Source organism: Skermanella aerolata KACC 11604 (assembly GCF_000936425.1).
Lineage (GTDB): Bacteria > Pseudomonadota > Alphaproteobacteria > Azospirillales > Azospirillaceae > Skermanella > Skermanella aerolata.
Genome location: NZ_AVFK01000110.1, coordinates 1 through 6645 on the forward strand (window position 1 = coordinate 1; position 6645 = coordinate 6645).

Consider the following 6645-nt stretch of genomic DNA (forward strand, 5'->3'; position numbering starts at 1 on the left):
GCGCGACACCGCGGCCGAGCCGGATGTCGGATTGCGTTCGGATGGTGTGGACCCGGCAGCGTTGCCAAGTGGCCTGGAAGACCTTGGATACGGCTGCCTTGATGCCTTCATGGGCATCCGAGATTACCAGTTTGACGCCGGCAAGCCCGCGCCGCTTGAGCTTACGCAGGAACTCGAGCCAGAAGGTTTCCGCTTCCGAGCAACCGATGTCCATGCCCAGCACTTCGCGTCGGCCATCGGTATTCACAGCCACGGCGATCGTCACGGCGACCGAGACGATCCGGCCATTCTGACGGACCTTGATGTAGGTGGCATCGATCCAGAGGTAGGGCCAGTCACCTTCAATGGGCCGGGTCAGGAAGGTGTTCACCCGCTCGTCTATCTCCTCGCACAGCCGACTGACTTGGCTTTTGGAGATGCCGGACATGCCCATCGCTTTGACCAGATCGTCCACCGAGCGGGTCGAAACGCCATGGATATAGGCTTCCTGGATCACCGCGGTCAGTGCCTTCTCCGCCATTCGGCGCGGCTCCAGAAATCCTGGAAAATAGCTGCCCTTGCGCAGCTTCGGGATTTTCAGCTCGATCGTTCCAGCGCGGGTCTCCCAATCACGCTCGCGGTAGCCATTGCGATGCGTGAGCCGGTCAACTGACCGTTCGCCATGGCCGGCGCCGGTCAGCGCCTGAACCTCAAGTTCCATCAGTCGTTGAGCGGCAAAGCCGATCATCTCACGCAGCACATCCGCATCAGTGCCCTTTTCAAGCATCGAACGAAGCGTCATCATCTCGTCGGTCATCGTGGTCACCTTGGATCAGGTATGTGTTGTGGTGACCAGACTTTACCCGAGAACCACGATGACCGCCCGTTCCGGGGCAGGCCCTCCGGTCGGCTACGCCTCCCTGCGGGCCTGACCCGGAACGGGCGCTCTTACACCACGCCTGGGGACACGATCCGAGGTGTCTGCGTTGCCGCGTGCTGGATGTTCTTTCGTCGGCCCGCTGAGATGTACCTCGATTACGAGGCGGCGCGCATGTTGAATTTCCTGCTCGATGAGCATGGCTCTGCCCGGATCATCATCGTCGCAGACGAGGGAGCCAGCCTGGAATCGTTTCGATGGTATATCACCGAGCCGAATATTCTGGATGATGACCACAATTTAGATCTGAGACCACGAACGACGATGTAATCGGGGGACACCATAATGTAGCGGGGCCGGCGGCGGTGATCAGAAAAATCCCGTACCGTGGCCTAGTACGGGAAGTTTCATGAACAGTTCAGTTTACATCGAGGCCGTGACACAGGGAGGTATCACGCAATCCCCGCAACAGCACGGGGGTGGAGTGGCGCGCAGTCTGGGATGGCTTATGCCGACTGGTGTGCTCGGCGGTGTCGGTAGGGCGGGAAAGAAGCCCGCACCGGATTAGGGTGCGGGAGTTTCTGTCTCCAGAATAGAACTCACGTTGACCGTAACAGCATTGCTGCGCAGCATCATCGTCTGGATTGGCATAGTTCCGACGAACGCAGGAAAGCCCATACGAGCCCGCAGAATTGCTCTGTCTGAGTTACGCTTTTGGAACAGCCACCAAGCATACCTTGTGACAGAATTCATTATATGAAGATAATTTAGACTATGAACTTTGGAAGATTCCTGCCTTCAGGAAAGCGAGGAACAACCATGAAACAATATAAATGGTTTACACCTATAGAAGTCTTCTTTTTGTTTCTTGTAATACTAATGACGGCTCTTTTAATATACAATATATTGTTGATTGTTTATAACTTCCCGATGCCGCACACTCTTCTCGTGGTAAATTTAGTAATAATATTTGTAACTATTTTTAGTGTATTTGGCTTCCTTATCATTTCCTGGAGCCTCAAGCAGCGGCGGGCGCGCGACGCGGTTCTTCTGGAACATACGATCAAGATCGTCGAACTGGAACACAGGCTCGCTGCTCTGAATTCCACCCCCAAGACAGTCGAGAAAGCGAACGTGCCGTAGGCTTTCTCCCCTGCCGATAGGGCGTTACGGCGAACAGACACTATGGAAGAGCGCTACTTGGGAGTACGGATTCGAAGATATGTAATCTTATGCATCAAATTGCCAACCAGAAGACGATCTCCACGCCCACCATGGCGACTAAAAACCAGCACAGGGGCATGTTGCCCCGCTCGGAAGCCATAAATGCCGCGAGCAACGTCCCGAGTATTGTAAGCAGAAGAAATGCACCTGCTATCCGAGTCACTGTCATAGAAGGTTACCTTATAATTATTTGTGCGTTTCTGGTATACTCTAACAGATTTTATGGAAAGCGGAGGCTATAAGCCTTCGTGCCTTAACGTATAATTCTGCCCGTTCGACGATGTCACCCTAAGCAGTGGGAACTTTCAGCGGCGGCGGTTTCAGGATCATCCTGGGCCGTAGGAAGCCGCAGGAGTGGCCTGAGCGGGCAAAGGGGTGCCCCGAACCACGGAACCGCACCAGCGGCGCTCTGGCGGACTCCTGGGGAGGCTCCCCGGCGGTCCTGCTGCCATATTCTCGCCATCGGCAGGGCAGGAGGTGGGCCAGCGATGTGGAACACTGGCCCTACCCGAGATCTGCAATAGGGCAACCGCAGATCACCCTGGATGCATCTGAGTTGGGGACTCATGCATCGGTCCAACGATCTCACATCAGCTGGACCTCGAGCGATCGCGCGTTATTGGTAGTAGACATCAGAGGGGAGAGGGATTTGGAGCTATCGCCCGCTTCTGTTCATCTCCTTCGGCATCGCATTGTCCATCGTGCTCGACCGCTTCCATAGCATGTAGGGCTTCACGAATTCGTCTTGCCTGATCGTACGGGTCGGCGCCGGTATCCTTGGTCGAGGCGATGAGGTCAGCCCTCGTCCTCTCCAGGAGGGCGATGCGTCCGAATAGCCAGTTCATCCGGCCGGATGTATCAGGCCGGCGGGTAACGATGGTTTCGGATGCGCTCTCTCCCGTAGTGGTGCGCATCTCAGTCAATTCCAGGCTGCCGGGGTCGTTTGCCGCGGTGGTATCGAGGGCGACGCAGTGGGCGACATAAACCCGAAGCAGTCGCAACTCGTCTTCAAGGGAGCCGATCTGGATGTCATCCCATCCAGCCCGCTCTTTCTCGGTCAAGTGAGTGCTGTAGAGCCCGTGCCGGCGATTTCCTGGCGTTCCCTTGGGTGTCTTCCCTCCATGCATCATGCACCTCGTCTTTCCAGCCATAGGCGGTTTCCGGCAAGGTTCTCCCCGACGGTTTTGAGCTCCACAGAGGCGCTTCGAAGGTTCTTCCATGGGGGTTCTCTCAGAATGCCGGCTTGAAGGCGGCTTGCCAGTCGGCCGCCGGCAGTTGAGCGGGGATCTCGACCACGTAGCGGACAGCATCCACGTCCAGTTCGGCCGGCTTGCTCAGTTGGAGGACACGATCAGCCAGATAGATCTGTGCCTGAACTGATCCCTTCCGAGCGCTGATCACCAGCCACTCCATGGTCTTTGCTTGCAAGTTTGCCCGGCCGCGCCGCCATGCAGCCTCTATGGCCGGATCGTCCGTCATGCTCGCCTTGAAGGCGTCACGGGGCACGCCGAGGAAGTCGGCGATAGCGTCGGCCTCCAACTGTTATTCGACGAGCTTCTCGACCTGGGCGGCATCAATCGTCATCGTCATCAATCCACCCATGGCAGAGGCTGGCCGTCCGCATCGCCGTGTTCAGCTTGGGAGTCGATTAGATCCGACCGCGTCTTCTCCAATTGCGCGATCCTCCCCAGCAACATGTTGATCCTGGCGATCGTGTCGGGCCTGCGCGTGATCACGTCGGTCGACTTGCTGTCCCCGCTGGATGACTGGCGGATTTCGGACAGCACCAAGCCGCTCTTGTTGGACGATGAGTGCGGGTCTTGGTTGATGGCGGAGTCTAAAGCTAGCGCTCTTGCCAACCAGATTTTACACATCCGGATCTCATCATCGACGTTGCCAGTCGGCGTATCCAACCACACTGCCTTCTCGGCCTCTGTTAACGCGGCGCTGTAAAGTCCATGCCGCATCGGACCTGTGTGGTTGCCCTTCGGAGTCTTACCACCATGAAGACGACAGCGAGCCCTCCCCTTCATGGGGGCTACTTGGCAAGGTTTCCCCTGACGATTCATCGCGCCGCAAATGCGCTTATGCTCGTCGTTCATGGGGTTTTCCGAAAAAAGACAGTCGAACGAAACACATTGGTCTATCCGCAGGTGTAAATGACTCCTGTGAATATGCGTTCGATAACGCTTCTTTGCGAGAGTTTTAGGCCCGCTCCTTGTCCTGACTATGTATACCGGGAGATACCGCCGATGATGGGTGGGATAATCGGTTATTTCAAATGGCGTTTTCTCGCTCCCGCTCACTAAGGGAAAGCGCCATGTTTCTACCCCAGAGAAAATCCGCATTTACTCAAAGGCTCGCTCGTTTGTCGGCATTCCGGAGCGGGCCTTTTTTCTGTGCGACGTCAGCTCGTCTTGTTCATGATCCGCTTCATGGTCTCCGCTGCGTGCTGTGCAGCATCGTCCGCCTCCTTGAATGTGCGGATGATGCGCTCGATCCGCTCACGATGGCGAAGCGCAGTTGCCATCCGAGCAAGCCTGTTCAGGCGTTCCATACGGTTTTCCATGAAGGCGAATTTATCATAGATACAGCGTATTCAATCCCGCCTGTCGAGCCGACGAAGGATCTCCTTCGCACGCGCCAGCCGCTGCTCCGCAATTTCGGCGCGTTCTTTAGCCAGAAGGATAGATTCCTCCATGGCAATAATGAGTAGCATAGAGCGCTCGATGCTCGGTCGTGCTTCCTGTGGAGCGATCTGCCACTGGTAGTTTAGGTCTGCAAGACGTTCTTGGAAAAGACGATGTCGATGGGGCATGTCTCAGCAACAAGTGATAGTTGCGGACGTTGCTGACTTTCTATTGATACATCGACCACGACCAGCGCAGGCTGGGTATGCCCGTAGATACCGGCTGCTAAGGATCGTAGGATAGCGTTGACGAGGGGCAGCCACACTTAAAGTGGGCTGCCTCGCAGGTGCACTCAGGCCCGTTCTGGCTCCACTGCGGAGCGGGTCTTCTTTTGCGCTAAAATATCAACACGAATATGAATCAACACGAATATGACGCCAAAGAACGACATCAATATTAATTCGAACAAAATTATATCAATAAGAGCCCGAATGACTCTCTTCATGTTCTGCTGATAGGCATGTTTATGATGCCTTTCTTATCCGCTACGACAGCATGTTAAACACAACGGCGACGATGGCAGCCGTGATCCAGATGATAACCATCCCGATCAGTATCGTTGCTGCCGCGTTGCAGGTTCTTGTCTTCCATGCGGCGCCAACAGCAGTGTAAACGCTGTGTTCCTGCGCTTCGCGCCGAGTCTTGACTGCGGTATGATGTTCCCATGCTGAAACTCGCCCCCGCCACTCTCGCCGTCTTGCTGTTCGCCACGCCAGCGCTTGCTGACCTGTCAGGCCGTGTCGCCAGCGTCCATGATGGTGACACGCTCACGCTTTCCGGCAACAAGGTCCGCCTGTGGGGGATCGATGCGCCGGAGCTAAAGCAGAAATGCGGCGGATCTGCCTGCGGTGTCGTCGCCCGCGATGCTCTTCGGGAGCTGGTGAAGGGCAGGGTGGTCACCTGCGTCCAGGTAGACCGCGACCGGTATCAGCGCGTGGTAGCGTCCTGTGCTGTTGGCGGCGCTGACCTGGGCGAGCAGATGGTCAGGTCAGGAAATGCACTGGATTATCGCCGCTACAGACAGGCCGAACTTGATGCTGTTTTGCGGCCAGTTACCGGCTATGATGTTTGGTTGTGTATAGACATTTTTAACCAAAAGGTTCTAGATATCGGGTATGACTTGGGTATGACAAGGTAGGTGGCCGATGGTGGAAATTGGTCCTGAGGCTCAGGCGGCGCAACTCGCAGCGCTGTTAAATCGATTGCAAGCTGATCTTGGCAATCATGCCGCTTGGCAGAAAATTTACGGAAAATCGGAGTTGACACCGAAGCTCATCGAAAGCGGATGCCCCTTGTTATATCGGCACAATCATGAACAGCGATCCAAACACTTTTGACTTTGCTGCCGAGACTGCTGATTTGATCGCCCAGTTGAGCGGACTGATCTTTCTCGCGCATGTAGCGTGGCGGCTTTCTCCAGAAAGGCTTCCGCACATGGCCCGCATATTTCACTTTGTTGGTGAAACGGATCAAACAGCCGCCCGAAACAGACAGGCTGGCCGACCTGTGCATGTGCGCATCAACTACGAAGACATCTGCCAGTGATGCCCTTTTCATGAAGGATCATGGCCGGTACCGCTGCCCACGCGCTGCCCCCGACTAGTTGTGGCCGAGCAGCAGCGCATGGTTCCTCAGAGCTACGACAGCGCCTTCAGATCATCGATAGCGGACATGACGAGCGTGTCATTGTCATCAGCGTAGTGCTCATGGGTGAGCTGCCACAACTCAAGCTTCGCCACGATCCCAGCCGTGGATGTCGACGGCATCCGCTCGATTTCGTCCATGATCGCGCACTGCCTGTCACAAAGGGCATCCACCTCATCCTCCGTAAGCGTAGCGTAGTTGCACTGGATCAAGCGTTGACAGCGGGTTTCC

At 55.8% G+C, this 6645-nt stretch carries 8 protein-coding genes and 1 pseudogene; 2 read left to right on the forward strand and 7 right to left on the reverse strand.

The window, feature by feature from the left end:
* The 6 genes and pseudogenes from N826_RS38110 to N826_RS44000 all read right to left on the reverse strand — a co-directional run.
* The coding region (locus tag N826_RS38110) for an IS256 family transposase (protein WP_044437709.1) at positions 1-796 on the reverse strand (796 nt) is incomplete at its 3' end.
* Between the two features lie 1916 nt (positions 797-2712).
* Positions 2713-3141, reverse strand: a complete 429-nt coding sequence (locus N826_RS41160) for a hypothetical protein (protein WP_147041311.1) — start codon at positions 3139-3141, stop codon at positions 2713-2715.
* Positions 3142-3201: 60 nt separating this feature from the next.
* Positions 3202-3390 (reverse strand): annotated as a pseudogene (locus N826_RS46240) (HGGxSTG domain-containing protein); the annotation flags it as partial.
* On the reverse strand, positions 3311-3619 hold the full coding sequence (locus tag N826_RS38130) for a hypothetical protein (protein WP_044437712.1): 309 nt from the start codon (positions 3617-3619) through the stop codon (positions 3311-3313). The pseudogene N826_RS46240 and the gene N826_RS38130, both read right to left, overlap by 80 nt.
* A 50-nt stretch (positions 3620-3669) precedes the next feature.
* Positions 3670-4182 (reverse strand): HGGxSTG domain-containing protein, encoded by a 513-nt coding sequence (locus N826_RS41165; RefSeq protein ID WP_052832798.1) that lies wholly within the window; start codon positions 4180-4182, stop codon positions 3670-3672.
* Positions 4183-4487: 305 nt separating this feature from the next.
* Positions 4488-4637, reverse strand: a complete 150-nt coding sequence (locus tag N826_RS44000) for a hypothetical protein (RefSeq protein WP_157599431.1) — start codon at positions 4635-4637, stop codon at positions 4488-4490.
* A 797-nt stretch (positions 4638-5434) separates the two neighbouring features.
* On the opposite strand from N826_RS44000, the gene N826_RS38140 reads away from it, so the two are divergent.
* On the forward strand, positions 5435-5908 hold the full coding sequence (locus tag N826_RS38140) for a thermonuclease family protein (RefSeq protein ID WP_052832799.1): 474 nt from the start codon (positions 5435-5437) through the stop codon (positions 5906-5908).
* 173 nt (positions 5909-6081) lie between these two features.
* The gene (locus N826_RS44005; RefSeq protein WP_147041312.1) at positions 6082-6315 is read left to right on the forward strand and encodes a hypothetical protein; all 234 of its coding nucleotides are present in this window, start codon (positions 6082-6084) and stop codon (positions 6313-6315) included.
* 92 nt (positions 6316-6407) lie between these two features.
* Here the strand turns inward: N826_RS44005 and N826_RS45070 are convergent.
* Positions 6408-6645: hypothetical protein (locus tag N826_RS45070; RefSeq protein WP_211099505.1), on the reverse strand; the 238-nt coding region annotated here is incomplete at its 5' end.